The organism is Luoshenia tenuis (genome assembly GCF_014384745.1).
Lineage (GTDB): Bacteria > Bacillota > Clostridia > Christensenellales.
The window spans coordinates 976065-997790 of sequence record NZ_JACRSO010000001.1 but is presented as its reverse complement, the minus strand read 5'-3'; the positions used below and the strand labels follow the sequence as shown (position 1 = coordinate 997790).

Here is a 21726-nt window from a genome sequence, read left to right as displayed (position 1 = left end):
TGCGGCGCCCTTTAAAAATAGGGGGAAGATGAGATGAATAGAATCCATGCGGTGCCGATGAAGCACGTAAATATTCAAGACGGCTTTATCTCCCGTGCGCAACGGCTGATGCGCGAATCGGTCATCCCTTATCAGTGGCGGGCGCTTAACGATAGCGTGCCGGGGGCGGAAAAGAGCTACTGCATCCAGAACCTGAAGATCGCGGCGGGCAAGATAAAGGGCGAGCGCGGGGGTATGGTGTTTCAGGACAGCGACCTGGCTAAATGGATCGAGGCAGCGGCCTATCTCTTGCAGAGCGAGCGGGATGCGCAGCTGGAAGCGCATTGCGACGAAATTATCGACCTGATGGCGCAAGGACAGATGGAAGATGGCTACTTTAACACCTATTTTCAGCTGGTGGAGCCGCAAAGACGGTTTAAAGACCTACGAGACTGTCACGAGTTATACTGCTGTGGACATTTCATCGAAGCTGCTGTAGCCTATTATGAGGCCACCGGCAAGCGCAAGCTGCTGGAGATCATGGAGCGCATGGTCGCCCTTATCGCTCGTGAATTTGGCCCGGGAGAGGGGCAAAGACGAGGGTATCCCGGTCATCAGGAGATCGAGCTGGCGCTGGTCAAGCTGTACCGGACGACGGGAAAAAAGGAATACCTGGATCTGGCCCAGTTCTTTATCGATGAACGCGGGCGGGAACCCTATTATTTTGACCTGGAACGCCAACAGCTACCCAACGACCACTTCCCGCTCAACAGCGAGTTTGGCCGTGCGTATTTTCAGGCGCATCTGCCGGTGCGCCAGCAGCAGGAGGTGGTAGGGCACAGCGTGCGGGCTATGTATATGCTGTGCGGCATGGCGGATGTGGCGCTGGAGACCGGGGATGCAACGCTGTACCAGGCTTGCAGGCGTTTGTGGGCCAGCACGGTGCAAAAGCGTATGTACATAACCGGAGCCATCGGTTCCACCGCTTATGGAGAGGCGTTCACCTTCGATTATCACCTCCCTAACGACACCATCTACGGCGAGACCTGCGCGGCCATTGGGCTATGCTTTTTCGCCTCGCGCATGCTGCAATTTGGCGCGAACCGGGAATACGCCGACATATTAGAACGCGCGCTGTATAATGGCGTGCTTAGCGGGATCTCATTGGATGGGGAGCGGTTTTTTTACGTAAATCCCCTGGAGGTTTGGCCGCAGGAGACCCGGGAAGTACATGATTTTAAAGAGGTCAAGCCACAGCGCCAGCCCTGGTTTGGCTGCGCCTGCTGCCCGCCCAACCTGGCCCGCTTTATCTCGTCGCTGGGTCAATATGCCTATGGTTATGATGCGCACAACCTTTATATCCACCTCTATATCGGCGGTACGCTGGATGTGACGCTTGGGGATGGGACGCTGGCAGCTCTGCGCGTAGACAGCACCCTGCCCTACGGCGGGCAGATCAGTATCGAAATACGTTCTCCGGGTCATTATGGCTTAGCGTTGCGCGTCCCCGGCTGGTGCCAGGAATACACGGTATGCGTCAATGGAGAGGCGGTCAAGGCGCCGGTGGAGGACGGATATCTGTACCTGCACAGGGATTGGATGAAGGGAGATAAGGTGACGCTCGTCCTTGCGCTGGAGCCTGTGCGCATGTACGCAAACGCCGCCGTCCACCATGATGCCGGCCTTGTAGCGGTACAGTACGGCCCTATGGTCTATTGTGCCGAAGAGGCCGATAATGGCAAGGATCTGCACAATCTGGTGCTGCCAAGCGGCGCTGCGATCTATGCGGAATACTGTGAAAATTGCTTGGGCGGCGTGATGACGCTTAAAACAGAGGGCCTGCGCCGGGAGGGGGCGGATGATGCGCTGTATACGACTCAGCCGCCGCGGTTTATCCCCCAGGAGATCAGGCTGATCCCCTACTTCGCCTGGGCGAACCGGGGCGAGGGAGAGATGCGGGTATGGTTGCAGGAAAAGTAAATAAATTGGTGGAAAAGGTTTAAAAACAAAACCCTTGCCGCGGTAAATGAAAGCGGCAAGGGTTTTTTAGAGAGAAAGGTTGTTAATTTTTAAACGAAATGTAAAAAAAGATGAAAAAAAGTCAAAAACGCTTGCATTTTTTAAAATAATGATTATTATAATAAGTGTAAGCGATACAACGCTACACAACATCGCCCCCCTTAATTTACATTTATATAGATGCCCCCCTTTAGAAAGAGACTTGCAGATCATGCAGGTCCCTTTTGCTGTAAAGACCGCAGGATCGGCATGCCAACACAACAGAGTTGGCGTCTTTTTTTTATGGAGAAAATGCTATACTGCAATTAGTAGAACAAGCGGCTGTACGGCCGGCGGTTAAGCAATCAATTTGAAGGGGGAAGAATCAATGTCTGGATTCAAGTTTTCTGTGGGCCCGTGGAACGTACACGATGGAGCGGACAGTTATGGCCCTGCGGTACGCGCGAATATCTCTTTAGCGGATAAGATCAAAAAGTTTAAAGAACTGGGCTTTTCCGCGGTGCAATTCCACGATGACGATGCGGTACCCAATATCAACGAGCTGACGCAGGAGCAGATCATTGCCGAGGCGAAAAAAGTTAAGGCGTTGCTAGATGAAAACGGGCTGGAAGCCGAGTTTGTGGCGCCTCGCCTGTGGATGGATCCGCACACCATCGACGGCGGATACACGGCGAATTGCCCTAAAGACCGCGAGTTTGCGCTGTGGCGTTCGCTGCGGTCCATTGATATTGCAAACGCCTTGGGCTGCGACAAGCTGGTGCTGTGGTTTGCGCGGGAAGGCACGGTGTGCGCAGAGAGCAAGAGCGCGGTAGATGGGATCCGCTACACGATCGACGCCATCAACGCGATGTTGGATTATGATAAGAATATCAAGATTCTGGTAGAGCCCAAGCCCAATGAGCCCGTAGACCGGAGCTTTTGCGGTACGATCGGGCACGTGATGGGGCTGAGCGCGGCGACCAAAGATCCCTCCCGTGTAGGCGGCCTGCTGGAGAGCGCGCACGCGATCCTGGCGGGGTTGGACCCGGCCAATGAGATCGGCTTTGGCCTTGCGATGGGCAAGCTGTGGAGCGTCCACCTGAACGATCAGAATGGGATCAAGTTCGATCAGGATAAGACCTTCGGCGTGGAGAACCTGCGTCAGGCCTTTAACCAGATTCGTATTCTGAAAGAGAATAACTACGGCAGCAATGGCGAATATGTGGGCCTGGATGTGAAAGCAATGCGCACCACGAAGGATGCCGACAGCTACAAGCACCTGGAGAACAGCCTGAAGATCGCCAAGATGCTGGAAGAGAAGGCGGAGAAATTTGACTATGCGCTGCGCGACGAGTTTGTAAAGAACCGGGACTATGAGGGCCTGGAGATGTACGTGATGGAGCTGTTGATGCGCGGCTAGCTCTAGCATAGATATGGACTAAGGAGACAAGGGCTATAACTTTTTATAAAGAGTTATAGCCTTTCGTTTCTCCAGGAAGTATACTATATATAGTAGAAACTCCGCTAAAAATCACGAAATAAGGGGGAATCGTTGTGGCGAAGGGCATTGGCGTGGCCGGCAACCTGGTAGAGGATATCATCTATCCCATCCCGCGTTATCCGCAAAGTGGGGAGCTTGCCACGATTGGAGAGCCGATCATCCGCTCCACCGGCGGCGCGGTATGCAACGTGATTATGGACCTGGCAAAGTTGGATGCCAGCCTCGCGCTGAAAGCTATCGGCGTTGTGGGCGAGGATGAGGGCGGAAAGCTGATTATGGATCGCCTGGCCGCCTATCCTAACATCGATTGTTCACAGATCGCCTTTGAAGGGCGCACGGCTTTCACGGCGGTGATGAGCGATGAGCAGACCAAACAGCGCACCTTTTTTACCTATCCCGGCGCGAACGATCTTTTTTCCTTAAGACATATGAATTGGGATCAGCTGGACATCAGCCTGCTGCATGTGGGATATATCCTGCTGCTGGGGGCGTTGGATCAGCCCGACCCGGACTACGGCACCAAGATGGCGCAGCTGCTTTGCCAGGCGCGCCAGCAGGGGATCGAAACCTCCATCGATGTGGTCAGCGGTGCGGGCGGGCGCTTCCAGGCGCTGGTGCCGCCGGCGCTGAAATACACGGATTATTGCATCATCAACGAGCTTGAAGCTGAACAGACCACAGGGATCCCGCTGCGCGCGGGCGATGCGTTAATCGCTGCGAATATGCCGGATGCGCTGCGCATGATACAGGATATGGGCGTTGCTAAATGGGTCGTGGTCCACGCCACTGAAGGGGCTTTCGGGCTGGATTGCATAAGCGGGGAATTGGTGCAGATGGGGAGCCTGGTGCTCCCGAAGGGATATATCAAGGGAACGGTAGGCGCTGGGGACGCTTTTTGCGCGGGTGTGCTTTATGGCGCTTACCAGGGTAAGCCGTTAAAAGAGGCGATCCGTTATGGCATTGCCAGTGCGGCCTGCTCGTTGTCTGCAGAAGGCAGCACGGAGGGGATGCGTCCCTTGGCGCAGGCGCTGTCCCTTTACGAGGAATATCCCTTACGCTGATTTTGTAGCAAAGGAAAAGAACAAGGGCTCCGATGGCTGTTCTGCTGGCCTATCGGAGCCCTTTGTGGTAGAATGGAATGCGTACGGCGTCGGCACCGAGATGGAGCTGATGTTTACCGGGGCGGCAAGAACGGCCGATTCAGGCCAAGTTCGGTAGAGAATAGATGTAGGGGCTACAAACAGAAAGAGAAGCTATTTATTACGTAAATTTAATAAATTATTAAAATTGCGTAATAAATAGCCTGAAAACCGGAGGAAAACAGAGGAAATCGAAGAAAATATTAATAGTTTTATTACGGAAACGTAATAAAACCCGGAATTTAAGCCCAAATCGGGTTTAAACGGAGTTAAAAGATTTGCGGACAAGGCCTTTTATCCGCTATAATAACGTCATGATCAATCATGCTACAGTAAATTCGGGGAAAGCAGGTGTGAAAAGTTGAATTGTAAGAAGATAACGAGTCTGCTGCTTGCGGGCGCATGCGCTATCAGCTTATTAGGGTTCTCGCCCGCTCCGGCGCAGGCGGCTGGTACCGTGTACCGCTTGGGCAGCGAGGGGGAGGCCGTTAAAAAGATCCAGCAACAGCTGATCAAGAAGGGCTACTATTTCGCGGATGTGACGGGCTATTATGGTGAGATCACCACTTCTGCCCTGTCTCAGTTCCAGAAATATAACGACCTGGAGATTGACGGTGTGGCTGGCGAGAAGACCTTGAAGCTTCTCTTTGGCTCCAGTTACAGTGATTTCATCAACAGCGTGGGCGGCGAAGGTAGCGCGGCGAGCAGTGATGATTTGCTGCTGCTGGGCGACCGGGGCGATAGCGTAAGCGGCGTCCAGTCCCGTTTGAAAGAGCTGGGTTATTATACCCACTCCAGTGTAACGGGTTACTTTGGCCCGATTACCACGGAAGCGGTCAAGCAGTTCCAGAGCGCCAACGGCTTGGTGGCCGATGGTATCGTAGGTCCCAAGACGGAGGACAAGCTGAACAGCTCCAAGGCTGTTTCCAAGCAGAATGCCTCTAAGACGCCTGCGGCCAGCTCGAACAGCAATGCCAGCAGTTCCAGCTCCAACACGGATAAGTCTTCTTCTAGCTCGAGCAGCAAGAACGACTCCAGCGCGAAGAAGGATGAAACGCCGTCCAACACGGCTTCCGGCAGCAGCTCTTCCGGTAGCTCTTCGGCGCAGAACATCATCGCCACGGCGAAGAAGTTCTTGGGACGGCCCTATGTTTACGGCGCAAATGGTCCAGATACCTTTGACTGCACGGGCTTCACGTGCTATGTGTTCCGTCAGTATGGCATCTCTCTGCCGCGCACCGCGCAGAGCCAGGGCTATTCTGATTACGGCACGAAGATCTCCAGCGCCTCTGCGTTGCAGCCCGGCGACCTGGTATTCTTCAACACGGTTGACGATAACGACCTGAGCGATCACGCCGGTATTTACATCGGCGGCGGCCAGTTCATCCATTGCAGCTCCGGTAAGGCCCGCTGCGTGGTGATCAGCAGCCTGTCCTCTGGTTATTATCAGCAGCGCTTCAGCTGGGGCCGGCGCGTTCTGTAAAACCTAATCGAACAACTTTGATCGCCCAAGGGTATAGATTCCCTTGGGCGATTTTGTTATACTGACCTATAGTAGGCGTGCAGGGAGCGGGGTGGCGACATGGCAGATAAAGATTGGCAACTGTTGCCGGGCGAGCGGCTGGACGACTTGCAGGCCGATGGGCTAAAGATCATCCAGCGGCCGGATCGCTTCTGCTTTGGTACCGATTCGGTATTGCTGGCACATTTTGCGCGGCGTATGCGGGCAAAGCGTGTTTTGGATCTTTGCGCAGGCAATGGCGCGGTTGGGCTACTGCTGATGGCGCACTGTCCTGGGGTAGAGATGACCTTTCTGGAATTACAGCAGGAGAATTGTGATATGCTAGCGCGCACGTTGGCGGGCAATGATTTGAAGGCGCATATCGTAAAGGCGGATGCCAGAGAATTGCCGGCACATAAAGCGCTGCGCAATTACGAATTGATCGTGTGCAACCCGCCTTATTGGCCGGATGACGGGCGTGCGATGCCGGAAGACCCCGCGCAGCGGCTGGCCCGGTTTGAGAGCGGGATGACCTTGGAAGCGTGTATAGCGCTGGCGGCTGCATGTCTATGCCCGCGGGGCGCACTAGATCTGGTGCTGCCGGCACAGCGCGCGGCAGAAGCTATCATTGCCATGGGAAAGGCGAGCCTGTCCCCTAAGCGCGTGCGCATTGTGCAGGCCAGGGCGGGAAGAGATCCCAGCCTTGTATTGTTGGAAGGCACCCGCGGCGGCGGTAAAGACGCCGTTTGGCAAGCTCCGCTCATCTTATATGATGCGCAGGGAAATTATACGCCTGAAATGGTTAAAATATATGGATCGGAGTGAGAGAATGGGCGAGCGTAATATGGTTTCACCGGGGTGGCTTTATCTGTGCGCGACCCCTATTGGCAACCTTGAGGACATCACGCTGCGGGTTTTGCATACGCTGGAGCAGGTCGATTTCATCGCCTGTGAGGATACGCGGCATACGCTCAAACTGCTCAACCATTACGAAATTAAAAAACCGCTCCTATCCTGCCATGAGCATAACGAGCGCGCCAGCGCTGAAAAGATCGTCGCGCGGTTGCAGGCAGGAGAGAGTGCGGCGATGGTATCCGATGCAGGTATGCCGGGCGTATCCGACCCCGGAGCGGTACTGGTGCAGCTGTGTATTGAGCATGGCGTGCCGTTTACCGTACTGCCGGGCGCCTGCGCGGCGTTAACCGCGTTGGTCCTCTCAGGTATGGATAATACCGCTTTTGTATTTGAGGGATTTTTACCACGAGAGGGGCGGGCCAGGCGCGAGGCCATGGAGCACTTGCTCGCGCAGACGCGCACCAGTATTTTTTATGAGAGCCCGCAGCGGCTGAACCGGACGCTGGCGGCGCTGGCTGAGGCTGACGGTGAGCGGAGGATTGCCGTGCTGCGGGAACTGACTAAAATACATGAGTCTGTCTTCCGGGGAACGGTTGCGCAGGCCGCGGCATATTTTGAGGCGAATCCGCCCAAAGGGGAATTTGTTCTCGTGTTGCAGGGCGCTCCGCAGCGGCCGCCGCTATCGGAACTGGATGCGTTGCCTGTGGAAGAAGCACTGAAAATTTTACTAGATCGCGGGATGGAGAAAAAGGAAGCGATCAAGCAATTGGCACGTGCACGCAAGGTGAAAAAGGACGATATTTATAAGATTGCATTAGAATTAACAGAAAGTTAATAGAATTGACAACTTCCCTTAACGTTTGATATAATTTTCGCTTATTTGTGCCTTGACGGAACTTGATCCTTTTTGCTATTATTTATGAAAGATGAATGGTTCCTGCATAAAAGCAGGCATATCTTTCTACTTCTCGTCAAAGATTTTAAAATTAAATGTTTGGCAATGAATGACGCTGAGGGCGGTCGTTCCCTCTTTCCTCATGGCTTATGAGTTGTGACTACACGGTATGGAGGACAGCGTTGCGCTGTGGTACCCTTGAAAAAAGGGTGTGCATGGCGTTTTCGGCGAAAGGAGTGCTTTATGGCGGAAAATGATTTTAGCGGGAAATCCCTGCAAGAGCTGCGCGCGTTAGCGCAACAAGCTGGCATCCGCTCGATTACGCGCTATCGCAAACAAGAATTGATTGATAAATTGATGGAAGTACAATCTGCCGCGGACAATCCCCCTATCCAGGGGCAGGCGGATCAGCCGGCCGTCCCTCCGGTAAAGCGCCGGGGACGACCCAGAAAGACCGAGAGTCCTGAGGCGTCTGCACCTGCCCAGACGATAGAGCCGGTAGAGGCTGCGCCTGTCGAGCGGGAAGGGATTCAGGAGGAGGTTGTGCCTGCCGGTGAGCAGGAAACGGTGCAATTAGCGGATACTCCGGTGGAGCGGTATGCGCCTAGCGAGCCTTACAGGTCTGCGCAGCGCCGCCCCGCACCACGTGAACGGAGCTTGGATGGCGGGCTGCAACAGCGCACCTATATGCGCCCCAATGCACAGCGAGGCTATGTGCGCAGCGATATGCAGGGCCGCATGCGTCCGCAAAACAGCAATACGCGGTATGCCCCGCGCTATAATCAGCAGCAAAATGACGCTTGGCAGAGCAATGCCGGAGAGGGCCAGCGTGCCCCTTCGCAGCGCTATACGCCCCGGCCGCCAGTACAGAACCAGTACGCGGAAGAGGCCAGCCAGCAGCCCCAAGGCGGCGAAGAGGCCAACCGCCTGCAGCGGCCGGTGGAAAACTGGATCCGCACCGGACAGTGCGGGGATGCCAAAGGCGTGCTGGAGATTTTGCCGGATGGGTACGGCTTCCTGCGGTCGGACAACTATCTGCCCGGCAGCCGGGATGTGTATATTTCCATGGCGCAAATTCGTAAATTTGCGCTTAAAACAGGGGATTTGATCTGTGGAAAGGCCCGTACGGTAAAAGAGGGCGAGCGGTATATGGCGCTGCTGTATATCGAATCAGTCAACGGCCTGGACCCGGAGAGCATCCGCGGGCGGCGGCCTTTCGAGCAGCTGACGCCGATCTACCCGGAGGAGCGGCTGACCCTGGAGCAGAAAAACAGCAAGGATATGGCCATGCGTCTGGTGGACCTGCTCGCGCCCGTGGGCAAGGGCCAGCGCGGCCTGATCGTATCCCCGCCCAAGGCGGGCAAAACCACGCTGCTTAAAAAAATCGCCAATGGCATCAGCGACAATCACCCAGATGCGCACCTGATGATGCTGCTGATCGATGAGCGGCCGGAGGAAGTTACGGATATGCAGCGCTCCACCCGGGGCGAAGTGATCTATTCCACCTTTGACCAGATGCCAGAACACCACACGCGGGTGGTGGAGATGGTTTTAGAACACGCGCAGCGCCGCGTAGAGCAGGGACAGGACGTGGTGATCCTGCTGGACTCCATCACGCGTCTGGCGCGGGCGTATAACTTGACCATACAGCCTACAGGGCGCTCGCTCTCCGGCGGCTTGGACCCGGGCGCGCTCTACCGGCCCAAACGGTTTTTTGGCGCCGCGCGCAATATCGAAAACGGAGGAAGCCTGACGATATTGGCCACTGCGCTGGTGGATACGGGCAGCCGTATGGACGATATCATCTACGAGGAGTTCAAAGGCACGGGCAACATGGAACTGCACCTGGATCGTTCGCTTTCGGAGCGGCGCATTTTCCCGGCCATCGACCTGAACCGCTCGGGCACCCGGCGGGAAGAGCTTTTGCTTACGCCTAAGGAGCTGGAAGGCGTGCTGCGCATCCGCAAGCTGCTTTCGGGCTGCAACAACGCCTCGGCCGCCGAGCAGTTGTTGACCATGATGGAAAAGACCCGTAATAATGAGGAATTCTTGGTCAAACTGAACGACTGGGTGGGCATGATGGAAAAGGAAGGCTACGCGATCCCGAAATAAATAAAAAAACTGCTTGCATTTTGACCGGCATATGGTATAATATCAAAGCAGCCATTTAGGACGTGCTGTTACACGTCATTACCTGTGGCGCGGAAGAGGTGAGTTCTGATGAAGGAAGGCATTCATCCGAAGTTTGGGAAGGCGATTGTTCGCTGCCAGTGCGGCGAGACCTTCGAGACCGGCTCGGTCGAAAAGGAACTGAAAGTTGAAATTTGCTCGAAGTGCCATCCGTTCTACACCGGCAAACAGAAGCTGGTGGATACCGGCGGCCGTGTAGATCGCTTCAAAAAGCGCTACGGGCTGTAAGATGCACGTTGGACGGAAATACAGGCTGGGATTTTTCCCGGCCTGTTTTTTGTCGTATCCCCAAAGGTGGATAGAATTTATTCGTGGCCTCTTTTGTATCCTCCCCTGTTTGTGCTATGATAAAAAGATGAAGATTACAGATGGTGACAAACCCGGGGTCCGGGTTTGAAAGGGGAGCAAATGCAAAAGGTAAGTTCAATTGGCGGGCAGGCCGTATTGGAGGGCGTAATGATGCGCTCGCCCCAACTTTTGGCCATTGCCGTACGCAAGGAGGATGGCCGTATTGCCCTGCATGTTTCGGAGACGAAGACGCGTAAGGGTTGGGTGATGAAGTGCCCTATCGTAAGGGGCGTCATCAACTTTATCGATATGCTGCGCATGGGTGTGTTTACCTTCACCAAGGCGACCAGTATGTTGGGCCTGGAAGAGGAGGAGCCGGGGCGTTTCTCCCAGTGGATATCCGGGAAGACGGGTAAATCGGCCGACAGCATTATGATGGGGACGGCCATGGTCCTAGGGCTGGCACTGGCCATCGGACTGTTTTTTATCCTGCCCTCGCTGGCCACACAATGGATGGCGGGATGGGTGGACCCCATGGTGCGCAGCCTGTGCACGGGGGCGGTCAGGCTGGTCATCTTCTTTCTCTACCTGTGGCTGACGGCTCGGATGAAGGAGATCCAGCGGGTTTTTCAGTACCATGGGGCAGAACACATGACGATTTTTACCTATGAAAACGAGCTGCCGCTGACCGTGGAGAACGCCCGCAAGCAAAGCCGACTGCATCCCCGGTGCGGCACCAGCTTTTTGCTGATTGTGATGATGATCTCCATTCTGGTATTCTCGGTCATCCGCTCGGACGAGCTGTGGATACAGGTGGTGGGCCGGGTGGCGCTGCTGCCGGTGGTAACGGGCATTTCCTATGAAGTGTTAAAGTTTTTGGCTAAGCATGAAAACCCCGTATGCAGGGCGCTGCGCTGGCCGGGGATGCAGCTGCAGCGACTGACCACCCGTGTGCCGGACGATAGCATGCTGGAGGTGGCCATCGCCGCGTTTAAAGCGGCCGATGGGCAGGCGGAAACAACGGAGGATTACGACGCATTTATGGCCGCGCAATGCGCTGCGGAGGCGGCCAGCCCGCGACCTGATATGCGAATGGAACTGGAACAAACCGGAGGTGTATAGATGAGTACCCGCAGACAGGCGATTTTAGAGGCGGTAGCGCTTTTGCGCGCGCAGAACGTACCCTCGCCGCTGTACGATGCGCGGGAGCTGCTGGCCTTTGCGCTGCGCACGGATGTGATGACCATGCGCATGCACTCGGGCGAGGTGCTGACCCCCGAGCAGCAGCAGGTATTTGACAGCTATATCGAGCAGCGCTGCAAGCGCATGCCGCTGCAGTATATTACCGGGCGCCAGGCCTTTATGGGGCTGGATATCTCGGTGCGCCCGGGGGTGCTGATCCCCCGGCAGGATACCGAATCGGTATGTGAATACGCGATGGGCTGCGCGGACAAGCTGGAGATAGACCAGCCCCATATATTGGATCTATGCTGCGGCTCGGGCTGCATCGGCGTGGTCATGGCGGTACAGCTGCCTAAGGCCCGGGTGACCTGCGCGGATATCGACCCATCCTGTATTGAAATGGCCAAGGCCAATGCGCTCAAGTGCGGCGTATCCGACCTGATGCGCTTTGCCCAGGGCGACCTTTGGGAGGCGGTGCAGGGGGAGACCTTTGACCTGATCGTATCCAACCCGCCCTATATTCCGCGCTCGCAGATTCCGCACCTGCAAAAAGAAGTGCGGGACTTTGAACCGGAGCTGGCGCTCAACGGCGGCTCGGACGGGTTCGATTTTTATCACCGCATCATCGAACAGGCCGCCCAACACCTGGCGCCCGGCGGGTATCTCGTGCTGGAGGCGGGGGATGGGCAGGCCGACCTGCTTTGCCGGATGCTGCGCCAGGCCGGCTTTCAGAACGTGGAAAACTTCCCCGACCTGTCGGGAAACCTGCGCGGCTGCGCGGGACAATGGAAAAATACGGCCGAATAAGCGGCCCTGATACAGAGGTGGCAAGTTGTTAGACAAGCTGATTCCAATTGAAGAGCGGTACCAGTTTTTAAGCGAGGAGACGGCCAAACCCGAAGTGATCGCCAACCAGGAAGAATGGCGGGGCATGATGCGGGAGATGAGCGAGCTGGAGCCTGTGGTGGAAAAGACCAAGGCGTACCGGACGGTGCTAACCAGCCTGCAGGAGGCGCGGGAGATGCTGGAGGCTGAGGATGACCCGGAACTGCGGGAGATGGTGCTCTCCGAGATCGAAGAGCTGGAGCCCCAGGTGGCCCCCATGGAGGAAGAGCTGCAGCGCATGCTGCTGCCCCGGGACCCGCAGGACGACAAGAGCGTGGTGCTGGAGATCCGCGCGGGCACGGGCGGCGAGGAGGCCGCGCTGTTTGGCATGGATCTGATGCGGATGTACATCCGCTATGCGGAGCGGCATAACTGGAAATACGAGGTTTCGGCCTTGAATGAGACCGAGCTGGGCGGCGTGAAGGAAGCGGTGGTGCTGATCAATGCCAAGGGCGCGTTTTCCCGCCTGAAGTATGAAAGCGGCGTACACCGGGTGCAGCGCATCCCTTCCACTGAATCCGGCGGGCGCATCCACACCTCGGCGGCTACGGTAGCCGTGCTGCCGGAGGCGGAGGATGTGGATGTGGAGATTAACCAAACGGATTTAAAGATCGATACCTACCGTTCCGGCGGCGCGGGTGGCCAGCACGTAAACAAGACCGAATCCGCCGTGCGCATTACCCATATGCCCACGGGGATCGTGGTGGCCTGCCAGAATGAGCGCAGCCAGATACAAAACCGCGAAACGGCCATGCGTATGCTGCGGGCCAAGCTGCTGGATTATTACCGCCAGCAGAAGGACTCCGCCTACAGTGAAAACCGGCGCAGCCAGATCGGCTCGGGCGACCGGAGCGAACGCATCCGTACCTATAATTTCCCCCAGGGGCGCATTACCGACCACCGGATCAACCTGACGGTCTACCAACTGGAAGCCTTTTTAGATGGGGACCTGGATGAGATGCTAGACGCGCTGGCGCTGGCAGACCAGCAGGCGCAGCTGGAGGCGCTTAACAGCGCCCAGGACTAATCGCGTATAACCCCGCGGGACCGGCCATATACCTTCCTTAAGAGGAAGGGGGCCTGGTATGGAAACAGAGGGCTTTTCGGCGCTGTTGGGCGCTTTTAGCGGGGTGTTCGGCACGGGATTAGGCGGGCTTTTGGCTTTCTCGATCCGCCGCATGCCGGGCAACCGGCTGGTGGCCGTTACCTTAAGCGGAGCGGCTGGGCTGATGCTGGCGGTCTCCTGCTTTGACCTGCTGCCCGGCGCCATGGCGCTGGGCGGGCTGTGGACTGGGGTCGCAGGCATCCTGCTGGGGGCGTTCTGCATGGCGGGCGCCGACTCGTTTCTTTACCGCCGGCAGGCGACGGCAAAGCTGCATAGCGGCATCGGCCGGACGGGGCTATTAATGGCGCTGGGCATTGCGGCGCATAACCTGCCTGAGGGGCTGGCCATTGGCTCTGGGATGCAGGTGGAGATAGAATACGGCTTTGCGTTGGCGATGCTGATCGCTTTGCACGATCTGCCCGAGGGGCTTATTCTGGGCATCCCGCTGCGGATGGCCCAAATGGGCAAGTGGCGCGTAATGGGCATGGCGCTGCTGGCGGGCGCGCCCACGGCGGCAGGCGCCTTTATCGGCGACGCGCTGGGCGGTATTTCGCCCTATTTCGTGGCGCTGTGCCTGAGTTTTGCCGGCGGGGCGATGGTCTATATCATCTGTACGGCGCTGCTGGCAGAGGGCATAGAGGCCGCGCGCGGGCCGCTAAACGGATTGGCGCTGGCCGGTGGGCTGGCTGTGGGGTTGGCAGTAGCGGTATTGTTATAATGCCTTAAAGGAGGCTTTCAGGGTGGAAAATTGGGCGCGGGAAGCGGAAGTGCAAACGCGCATACTGGCGTATGACGCACCCGGCGCGATGCTGGCGGCTGCGGAATTGATCCGAAGGGGGGAGCTGGTGGCTTTCCCCACCGAAACGGTATATGGGCTGGGGGCAAACGCCCTGTGCGGCCAGGCGGTGCAAAAGATCTTTGCGGCCAAGGGGCGGCCGGGGGATAATCCGCTGATCGCGCACGTGTGCGATATGAGGGGCGTGGAGCCGCTGGTGGCGCGAATACCGCCGCTGGCCAGGCGGGCGATGGAGGCCTTTTGGCCCGGCCCGCTGACCATCGTATTCCCCAAAAGCGGCGCAGTGCCCGATGCGGTGACGGCGGGCTTGGATACGGTAGCGGTGCGCTTCCCCAGTCATCCGGTAGCGCAGGCGCTGATCGAGCGGGCGGGCTGCCCCATCGCCGCGCCCTCGGCCAACCGGAGCGGGCGCCCCAGCCCGACCAACGCGCAGGACGTTTATGCGGATATGCAGGGGCGCGTGCCCCTGATTCTGGATGGCGGCGCGTGCGGGGTAGGCGTAGAATCCACGGTGCTGGATGTAAGCGATGGGCCGCTGATCCTGCGGCCGGGCGGCGTAACGCAGGGGATGCTGGAGCAGGCGCTGGGCATGCCGGTCCGGGTGCATCAGGCGGCGTTAAAGCCCCTGGAAGGGGAGGCGCGTTCCCCAGGGATGAAGTATAAGCACTATGCGCCCAAGGCCCAGGTGGTGCTGGTAGAAGGAGCGCCCGAGGCCATGGCGCGCCGCGCTGCACAGCTGTATGACGAAGCATTGGCTAAGGGGAATCGCCCCTGCATTTTGGGGACGGAGGAACTCAAGGATATCTACGGGGAGCGGGCGTTTTACCCGCTGGGCAAGCGTGCCCAGCCCGAGAGCATCGCCCACAACCTGTTTGCCGCCCTGCGGGAGATGGACCGGCGCGGCTATGATGCGGTATTTTGTGAAACGGTAGAGGCCCAGGGCGTCGGTCTGGCCATCATGAACCGGCTGGTGCGCGCCGCGGGCTATAAGATCGTGAAAGGATAGGGATAGTTCGACCCATGGAAATTTTGTTTATCTGTACTGGCAACACCTGCCGAAGTCCTATGGCTGCGGCCCTGCTGGGGGCGCAGCTGCTGCCCGGTGTAACGGCGGCCTCCGCCGGGATCTCGGCCTTTCCGGGCGAGGAAGCCAACCCTTATGCGGTGGAGGCGATGAAGCGGCGGGGTATTGACCTAAGCGACCATGAGGCCAAGCAGGTGACCCGGGAGATGATCGAACGGGCGCATCTGGTGATCTGTATGGAGCAGGGCCAGGCCGAGGTGCTGCGGGATGCCTTTGAGGAGGCGGACCTGGACCGCAAGATCTATTCCTTCCGTGAGTTTTTTTGCGGAAGCACCAAGGATATTCCCGACCCGTATGGCGGGGATGAGCAGGTTTATGAAAATTGCGCCGTATTATTGGAAAAATACATCAAAAAATTCGTCAAAAAGATATTGATGCAGGAATAATTGCGGTTGCACCCCCTTTTTAAATACGTTATAATATTTTAGGAGTGCTAAAGCCATTTTAGCATGTCTAACGAATAAAAGGGGGTGAAAGCATGATTGCTTTAGGAAGTGACCATGCAGGATTTCCGCTCAAGGAAGTCGTACGAAAATATTTAGAGGAGCAGCAGATTCCCTTTAAGGATTACGGCTGTTTTAATACCGATTCTGTGGATTACCCTGACCAAGCCTTGAAGGTGGCGCAAGCGATTGTGGCCGGCGAGGCTGATCGGGGTATTTTGATTTGCGGCACCGGCATTGGGATAAGCATCTCGGCCAACAAGGTGCCGGGCATCCGCGCGGCGCTGTGCGGGGATGTATATTCGGCCAAGTACACGCGGCTGCATAACGACGCCAATATTTTGGCCATGGGCGACCGGGTGCTGGGCGAGGGGCTGGCGCTGGAGATCGTAAAGACCTTTTTGGAAACGGAGTTTGAGGGCGGACGCCACCAGCGCCGTGTAGATAAGATCGCGCAGATCGAAAAGATGTATTCCAAATAGGCGGGACAAGCTTGAAGGAGGCAGACGGTAAAGTGGGCAGACTCTATGTATTTGACCACCCGCTCATCCAGCATAAGCTGACGATGATCCGGGATAAAGATACCACGTCAAAGGATTTCCGCGAACTGGTGGACGAAGTGGCTATGCTGATGGCTTACGAGGTCACCCGGGATATGCAGCTGCGGGAGGTGGAGATCGAAACGCCGATCACCACCACCAAAAGCAAGGTGCTGGCCGGGAGGATGATCGGCGTGGTGCCGATCATGCGCGCGGGGCTGGGCATGGTCAACGGTTTTTTGCGGCTGGTGCCGGCGGCCAAGGTGGGCCATATCGGCCTGTACCGCGACCCGGAAACGCTTAAACCCGTGGAATACTACTGTAAATTGCCGGTGGACGCCCAGGAGCGAGACCTGATCGTGGTCGATCCCATGCTGGCTACGGGCGGGTCTGCCAGCGCGGCTATCGAATTTATCAAGCAGCGCGGCTGCAAGAGCATCAAGCTGGTCAACCTGATCGCCGCGCCCGAGGGGATTGAGCGGGTGCGCGCCGACCATCCGGATGTGGATATTTTCGTGGCGGCGGTGGATGAAAAACTCAACGACCATAGCTATATCGTGCCCGGACTGGGGGACGCGGGGGATCGTCTGTTCGGAACGAAATAAAAAAAGAACGGGCAAAAAGGGGGAGAATTTGGATTGGCTGAACAACTGGTACAATCCATCTTGGAGGCGGAAAGCCAGGCTGAGCAGATGCGGCGGGGGGCCGCTGCGCAAGGCCGGGATGCGTTGATCGAGGCGGAGGCGCAGATGAAGGCCGCCTACAGTGAAAAGCTCGCTGCCTTTACGGCGCAGGCCCAGGATATTGCCGCGGCCGCGCAAAAGGAGACAGACGCCGCCTGCCGCCAGGCCGGCATACAGGCCAAGGAGCAGGGAGAGGCGCTGCGCCAGCGTGCGGAGCAGAACATGGCGAAAGCCATCGCGTTCATCGTAGAAAGGATGAGTTAGATGGCGATCGTACCGATGAAAAAACTGACCCTGATCGCCATGAAGGACGACCAGCAGGCCATGGTGCGATTGATGCAGGAATTGGGCTGTGTCGAGGTCGTCGTAGGCGATAAGGAAGAACTGCCCGGGACCCGAGAGATGGTGGGGAGTGCCGGGCAGGAAGAGGACCTGGCTGCGGTTCGCGCCGCGATCCGGTTCCTGACGCCCTATGCGCCCAAGAAAAAAGGATTTTTGCCGGACCGCGATCTGATGGCCATGGGCGAGTTTGAGGCCATGGATGATGCGCAGGCGCGGGAGGGCGCGCGGGAAGCCCGCGAAATGCAGGCGGAATTGGGGGATATTGCCGCTACACGGCTGCGTATCCGGGCGACGATGGCCTCCCTTGAACCCTGGGAGGGGCTGAAGATCCCCTTTGAACAGATCCGAGATACCCATTATGCGGCGGTGCAGATCGGCACGCTGCCGCCGGCGAACCTGCCGGAGTTGCAGGAAAAGCTGGCGTTGCAGCAGTGGGCGGCACAGCTGGATACGGTATCCGAAACGCGCGAAGGGGTATGCCTTTTGGCCGCGGCGCATAAAGAGCATGCGGAAGCGTTTTTTGACCTGCTCAAGGCGTTGGGCTTTGTGCGTGCCAGCTTCCCGGAGCTGACGGGGACCGCCGGGGAAGCATTGCAACGGCTGCACAAAGAGCTGGACGAGCTGGCCGCCCGCCAGGCGGAGATCGAGCGCGAGGCCGGCAACCTGGCGGCACAGCTTAAGCCGCTGAAGCTGCTGGAAGATAAACTGGCCGCCCATAACGACCGGGCGCAGGCAGCGGGCCGCTTTTTACAGACCGAGCAGACCTTCATCGCCCAAGGATGGGTACCCGTACCGCAACAAGAACTTTTACGCGGTGAACTGCAAAAGATATCCGAGACCTTTGAACTGCAGCTGCGGGATCCGCAGGAGGGCGAGGTCTTCCCCACGGCTACGCATAACGGCAAGGTCGTGGAACCCTTTGAATTGATTACAAATCTTTATTCCACGCCCGATTGCCGGGAGTTGGATCCCAATGCGCTGATGGCGCCGTTCTACTTTGCCTTTTTCGGCATGATGGTTTCCGACGCGGGCTACGGCATTGTGATGGCGATCGTCGCCACGCTGGCCAACAAATTCATGCGGCCGCGGGGCATGGCGGGGCAGCTGGCCCGGCTGATGATCGCAGGCGGCATCTCCACCTTTATGTGGGGGGCGCTGTTTGGCGGCTGGTTTGGTATTGAGCTGCCGCCGCTGCTGTTCGTCCCGATGCAGGAGCCGATCATGATGCTGGCGCTGTGCTTTGGCCTGGGCGCGATCCATATTATGACGGGCATGGGCGTCAAGGCCTACACCCTGATCAAAGAGGGCAAGGTATGGGATGCGATTTTTGACCAGGTGACCTGGATCGTACTGATCATCGGCCTGCCGATGCTGGCGCTGCCGGCAACGCAGATGGTGGGAATGGTGCTGTCCATCGCGGCGGTGGTCACCCTGATCCTGACCCAGGGGCGGGCCAAAAAGAACATCTTTGCCAAGCTGATCGGCGGCATCGGCAGTCTCTATAATATCACAAGCGTACTAAGCGATATCCTATCTTATTCGCGCCTGTTTGCGCTGGGCCTGGCCACGGGCGTAATCGGTATGGTCATCAACACCATTGCGACCATGCTGGGGGGCAACTTTATCGGCAGTATCTTTATGGTTGCCGTCTTGATCGGCGGCCACGCCTTCAACCTGCTGATCAATGTGCTGGGCGCGTTCGTGCATGCCAGCCGGTTGCAGTATATTGAATTCTTCGGCAAATTCTATACTGGCGGCGGCCACGCCTTTGACCCGTTGCGTTACCGGGCAAAGAACGTGGGCCTGACGCGCCAAAAACAGGCAGCTAAATAGACGATCATTATTTTAAAAAAACATAAGGGCATCGTAAATTTAAGGAGGAATGGGATTATGGAACTAGGTCAAATCTTGGCGCTGTCGGGCGCGGCGGTAGCGGTGATTCTCGCGGGTATTGGTTCGGCAATCGGGGTAGGTCTGGCGGGCCAGGCAGCCGCGGGCGTTGTCAGTGAAGATCCGGACAAGTTCAGCCAGGCGCTGTTGTTGCAGGCGCTGCCGGGCACGCAGGGTATTTATGGCCTGCTGATCGGCTTTATCGTCATGATGAACATCGGCGTATTGGGCGGCTTAAAGCCGGTGACCGAGACCCAGGGATGGCTGATCTTCGCGGCGTGCCTGCCTATCGGCATCGTGGGCTTGATCTCGGCCATCGCGCAGGGCAAGGCGGCTGTAGCGGGCATTGGCTTGATCGGCAAGCGCCCGGGCGAGCTGGGCAAGGCCATCACCTTTGCGGTACTGGTTGAGACGTACGCCGTGTTGGCGCTGCTGGCTTCCTTCCTGATGGTGAACGGCATCGCAATCGGTTAAAGAGGACTAAATGAAGGGTGGGCGTGCTTTCCATGACGGGAGCCGAAAAAATAATTGAAAAGATTCTAGCCGATGCCCGGACGGATGTGCAAAACACCGAAAGGGAATTGGAGGAGCGCCGCGCCGCGCTGGAGGCCCAGTATGAGGCCCGCGCGCAGCAGGATGGGGAAAAGATCCTGGAAGATGCCCGGCAGGATGCCCAGGAGGGGCGGCGGCGCCAGCTTTCCATGGCGCAGTTGGAAGGGCGTAAGGCCATTTTGGCCGTTAAGCAGGAGTTGATCGCCCAAGCTTGGGAGGGGGCCTTACAGGCGCTTTGTGCGCTGCCGGTAGAGGAATACCGCGCGCTGATTGGCAAAATGCTGCTGGAAACCGCTACGGAGGGGGAGCACGAGCTGCTTATCGCCCAAACGGATGCGGACCGGCTGGGCCAGGCGTTTTTAGACGAATACGCCGGGCCGCTGGCTGCCAAGGGCGCTACCGTGCGCGCCGGCGGTTTTGCCCCGATCCGGGGCGGGTTTATCCTGCGCACCGGAGGGATGGAGATCAACTGTGCGCTGGAGACGCTGATGCGCATGGCGCGGGGGAAATATGACGCCCAGGTGGCGGAAATCCTGTTTTAGGGCAGTGAGGAGGAGTTGCATATGCCACAGCCAAGCTATGCTTATGCTGTAGCCCGCCTGCGCGTATTGGAAGCGCGGCTGCTGCCCCGGGAAAAACTGATGCAGATCGTCGACGCGCAGGACGCGGCGGAGGCGCTGCGGATTCTCGTTGAAGGGGGCATCGGCGGCGCGCTGCAGGTTGCTTCTGCGCACGAGTATGAGGCGCTGTTGCGGGAAGATTTACTGGAAACGCGGGAATTGATCCGCGCCATCACGCCGGAGCCGCAAACCACGGCGCGGTTCTTTTACCAGTACGATTGCCAAAATTTAAAGATCCTCTTTAAGCTGCGTGCGCTGGGCCGGGAGGACGGCGAGGAAATGCTTTCCCCGCTGGGCGAGATCGCGCCGGAGGAACTGTTGCGCAAAGTGCGGGAAAAGGACTATAAGGAACTGCCCGGGGCCATTGCACAGGGCTGCGCGGGAATCGAAAACATGCTGCTGGAAGCGGCGGTGGATCCGCAGCGCCTGAGCGCGATTTTGGACAGAGCCTACTTTGCCACGGCGCTGGAGGGGCTTAAAAAGGGCTTTTTGCGGGATTATTTTACCGCGTGGATCGACCTTATCAACATCCGCACGGTGCTGCGGCTGCGGCGCGCCGGGGGCGACCGGGCCGCGCTGGAGCAGCTGACCATCCCGGGCGGCGGGGAGAGCGAGCAAACGCTTGCCCGTGCGCTGGAGGAATCCGACGAGGGGCTGATCCAGCTATGGCAGTTTCGCCCCTTTGGGCCGGTGGTGGTGGGCGGCATCGAAGCTTTGCAGCAGACCGGAACGCTGGCAGGCTATGAGCGGGCGATGGACGATTACCTGATGGCGCTGGCGCGGGAGGGCAAGGGCGAACTGATGAGTATTCGTCCGATCCTGGGCTACTGGTTGGCCAAGGAAAGCCAGAACCGGCAGCTGCGCCAGATCATGATCGGCAAATTGAACGGTATCGCGCCGGACGCGATACGCGAAAGGCTGCGTGAGACCTATGGTTAATTTGGGCGTAGTAGGCGAGCGGGACTCGGTCATGGGCTTTAAGGCACTGGGGCTGTATGTGGTGGAGGCATCCTCCCCGACCCAGGCCGCCCGTGCGGTGGATAAAATGGCCCGGGAGGGCTTTGCGGTCATCTTCATTACGGAAACTATGGCGACGCAAATGGGCGAAACCATCGATAAATATAAAGCCGAGGCGTATCCGGCGATCATCCCCATCCCCGGGAACCAGGGAACGACGGGGCTGGGCATGCAGTTGCTAAAGAGCAACGTGGAAAAGGCCGTGGGGGCGGATATTCTTTTCGGGAAGGAAGGGTAAGGTA

Annotated in this window: 22 protein-coding genes; all 22 read left to right on the top strand. The window is 57.7% G+C overall.

The features are described from left to right. Positions 1-33 precede the first annotated feature (33 nt). The 22 genes from H8699_RS04715 (at position 34) to H8699_RS04610 (ending at position 21722) form a co-directional block, all read left to right on the top strand. Positions 34-1959 (top strand): glycoside hydrolase family 127 protein, encoded by a 1926-nt coding sequence (locus H8699_RS04715; RefSeq protein ID WP_249284694.1) that lies wholly within the window; start codon positions 34-36, stop codon positions 1957-1959. A gap of 406 nt (positions 1960-2365) precedes the next feature. Beyond that, positions 2366-3397, top strand: coding sequence for a TIM barrel protein (locus H8699_RS04710; protein WP_138296573.1), 1032 nt, complete (start codon positions 2366-2368; stop codon positions 3395-3397). A 134-nt stretch (positions 3398-3531) separates the two neighbouring features. Continuing rightward, positions 3532-4539, top strand: a complete 1008-nt coding sequence (locus tag H8699_RS04705) for a carbohydrate kinase family protein (protein WP_249284693.1) — start codon at positions 3532-3534, stop codon at positions 4537-4539. A 439-nt stretch (positions 4540-4978) separates the two neighbouring features. Further along, positions 4979-6100 carry a C40 family peptidase gene (locus H8699_RS04700; RefSeq protein ID WP_249284692.1) on the top strand — a complete coding sequence of 374 codons (1122 nt, stop codon included), beginning with the start codon at positions 4979-4981 and terminating at the stop codon, positions 6098-6100. 99 nt (positions 6101-6199) lie between these two features. Beyond that, entirely contained in the window at positions 6200-6943 is a 744-nt protein-coding gene (locus H8699_RS04695) for a tRNA1(Val) (adenine(37)-N6)-methyltransferase (RefSeq protein ID WP_249284691.1), read from the top strand. Between the two features lie 4 nt (positions 6944-6947). After that, positions 6948-7808 (top strand): 16S rRNA (cytidine(1402)-2'-O)-methyltransferase, encoded by an 861-nt coding sequence (gene rsmI / locus H8699_RS04690; protein WP_249284690.1) that lies wholly within the window; start codon positions 6948-6950, stop codon positions 7806-7808. Between the two features lie 303 nt (positions 7809-8111). After that, a complete protein-coding gene (gene rho, locus H8699_RS04685; RefSeq protein WP_249284689.1) occupies positions 8112-9980 on the top strand; it encodes a transcription termination factor Rho in 1869 nt (622 codons plus the stop codon). A gap of 108 nt (positions 9981-10088) precedes the next feature. Then, positions 10089-10286, top strand: coding sequence for a 50S ribosomal protein L31 (gene rpmE / locus H8699_RS04680; protein WP_138296568.1), 198 nt, complete (start codon positions 10089-10091; stop codon positions 10284-10286). Positions 10287-10466: 180 nt separating this feature from the next. Then, positions 10467-11468: a DUF1385 domain-containing protein gene (locus H8699_RS04675; protein WP_249284688.1), complete on the top strand. Its 1002-nt coding sequence runs from the start codon at positions 10467-10469 to the stop codon at positions 11466-11468. Beyond that, positions 11469-12335 (top strand): peptide chain release factor N(5)-glutamine methyltransferase, encoded by an 867-nt coding sequence (gene prmC / locus H8699_RS04670; protein ID WP_249284687.1) that lies wholly within the window; start codon positions 11469-11471, stop codon positions 12333-12335. It abuts the gene before it with no gap. Between the two features lie 25 nt (positions 12336-12360). After that, positions 12361-13440 (top strand): peptide chain release factor 1, encoded by a 1080-nt coding sequence (prfA, locus tag H8699_RS04665; RefSeq protein WP_249284686.1) that lies wholly within the window; start codon positions 12361-12363, stop codon positions 13438-13440. A 58-nt stretch (positions 13441-13498) separates the two neighbouring features. Continuing rightward, entirely contained in the window at positions 13499-14236 is a 738-nt protein-coding gene (locus H8699_RS04660; protein ID WP_249284685.1) for a ZIP family metal transporter, read from the top strand. A 22-nt stretch (positions 14237-14258) separates the two neighbouring features. Beyond that, positions 14259-15320 (top strand): L-threonylcarbamoyladenylate synthase, encoded by a 1062-nt coding sequence (locus H8699_RS04655; RefSeq protein WP_249284684.1) that lies wholly within the window; start codon positions 14259-14261, stop codon positions 15318-15320. 14 nt (positions 15321-15334) lie between these two features. Next, positions 15335-15784: a low molecular weight protein arginine phosphatase gene (locus H8699_RS04650; protein ID WP_249284683.1), complete on the top strand. Its 450-nt coding sequence runs from the start codon at positions 15335-15337 to the stop codon at positions 15782-15784. Positions 15785-15876: 92 nt separating this feature from the next. Then, positions 15877-16323, top strand: coding sequence for a ribose 5-phosphate isomerase B (gene rpiB / locus H8699_RS04645; protein WP_138296562.1), 447 nt, complete (start codon positions 15877-15879; stop codon positions 16321-16323). A gap of 32 nt (positions 16324-16355) precedes the next feature. Then, positions 16356-16985, top strand: coding sequence for a uracil phosphoribosyltransferase (gene upp, locus H8699_RS04640; protein WP_138296561.1), 630 nt, complete (start codon positions 16356-16358; stop codon positions 16983-16985). A 33-nt stretch (positions 16986-17018) separates the two neighbouring features. Further along, a complete protein-coding gene (locus H8699_RS04635; RefSeq protein WP_138296560.1) occupies positions 17019-17327 on the top strand; it encodes a hypothetical protein in 309 nt (102 codons plus the stop codon). Next, complete coding sequence (locus H8699_RS04630; RefSeq protein ID WP_249284682.1) at positions 17328-19238, top strand: V-type ATP synthase subunit I; 1911 nt, start codon at positions 17328-17330, stop codon at positions 19236-19238. A gap of 57 nt (positions 19239-19295) precedes the next feature. Further along, a complete protein-coding gene (locus H8699_RS04625) occupies positions 19296-19769 on the top strand; it encodes a V-type ATP synthase subunit K (RefSeq protein ID WP_138296558.1) in 474 nt (157 codons plus the stop codon). 32 nt (positions 19770-19801) lie between these two features. Beyond that, positions 19802-20389, top strand: coding sequence for a V-type ATP synthase subunit E (locus tag H8699_RS04620; protein ID WP_249284681.1), 588 nt, complete (start codon positions 19802-19804; stop codon positions 20387-20389). A gap of 21 nt (positions 20390-20410) precedes the next feature. Continuing rightward, the gene (locus H8699_RS04615; RefSeq protein ID WP_249284680.1) at positions 20411-21406 is read left to right on the top strand and encodes a V-type ATPase subunit; all 996 of its coding nucleotides are present in this window, start codon (positions 20411-20413) and stop codon (positions 21404-21406) included. After that, positions 21399-21722: a V-type ATP synthase subunit F gene (locus H8699_RS04610; RefSeq protein WP_138296555.1), complete on the top strand. Its 324-nt coding sequence runs from the start codon at positions 21399-21401 to the stop codon at positions 21720-21722. Before H8699_RS04615 ends, H8699_RS04610 begins: the two co-directional genes overlap by 8 nt. Positions 21723-21726: the final 4 nt, after the last annotated feature.